1 protein-coding gene is annotated in these 1215 nt (G+C 37.0%); it reads right to left on the bottom strand.

What is annotated here, in order from left to right; all coding sequences use genetic code 11:
• Positions 1 to 40: 40 nt before the first annotated feature.
• Positions 41 to 1018 (bottom strand): IS110 family RNA-guided transposase, encoded by a 978-nt coding sequence (locus AC23N5_RS31405; protein WP_487758562.1) that lies wholly within the window; start codon positions 1016 to 1018, stop codon positions 41 to 43.
• Positions 1019 to 1215 lie beyond the last annotated feature (197 nt).

Below are 1215 nucleotides of genomic sequence, written 5' to 3'. Positions count from 1 at the left end.
GGTTATGAACTGTGTTAAAAACCAAATAGTAAGGCAAATATTATTTTGCGAGCGCCATTCTGTTAGCCTGAAAATCATTTTGAAATACAGTATTGTTTTTAACAATTGCGAAAACTTGTCTAATTAATTTGTGAGCGACAGCCATTTTAGCAGCTTTTTTGGTTTTACCATTTGCAATAAGTCTTATGTAAAGTTCTTTGCAATCTAAGTTAAATCTGGCTGCCGAATGAGCCGCACAAAAGAGTACGGTTCTGAGTTGTTTACAAGCGGTATTGACTAAACTTCCTCTACTTTTCAGGGAAGTTCCCGACTGTTTGGTTGTTGGTATCAGTCCTAGAAAAGCAGCAAGAGCTTTGGCAGAATGAAAATTTTTGAGTCCATTTGTTTGAATGATAATACCCGTTGCGGCTTTTTCACCAATGCCTTTGATTTGCATGAGTTTGTCTTTAAGTTGCTTAAAGTCATCATCATTCAAATCGAAGAGTTGTGCTTGAAAAGTTTCAATTTGTTGCTGATAAACCTGACTGATAACTTTTAAGCTTTCAATGACATCTTTAGAAGCTCTTGGGTCGAAGCTTAGGGCATGAATCTTGTTGCTAACAGCTTGTTTTTGAGCCATCAAGTCATTGTAGTGCTTATAGGTTTGCTTTTTTTGATGAAGTGTTTCATCGGTCAACGTAGTAGGTTCAGGTTGCATTTTTGAACCATACTGTGCCAGTACTTTAGCATCTTGAGCATCGGTTTTAGCTTTGTTTTTCAGCGAAGCAGCAAAGCCTTTACTTTGAGAAGGGGTAATGATACTGAAAGTTTTTTCTCGTAAAGACAAGCCGTATGCCAAGCGATGAGAGTAAGTGCCAGTATATTCAAAGATGACATGAATATCGGCTGGCATGGTGCTTATCCACTCGTCAATGGCTTTGAGTTCGTTGGCAACTTTGGTATAAACCCAATCCTTATCAGTTTGGTAAGCAATGTGAATAAAATCACTACTAACGTCGATTCCAAGATAAGTACTCATAATGAAAAGAAAAAAAATGAAACAATTAAATGCCTATAAACAACATTGTAAGACGGGTTCTAAGACCCAATGAACTGTTCGTTATCAGCATTTGTCATGAAGGAGCAACCAAACATAACCTCAGTATCTAGTTACCATTGAGTAATCGGTTTGACTCCTTCATTACCAAATATTATTTCGCAAAGGTAAATCTACAA

The organism is Runella sp. R5_40, assembly GCF_057652295.1.
This window is presented reverse-complemented; position numbering and strand designations above follow the sequence as displayed.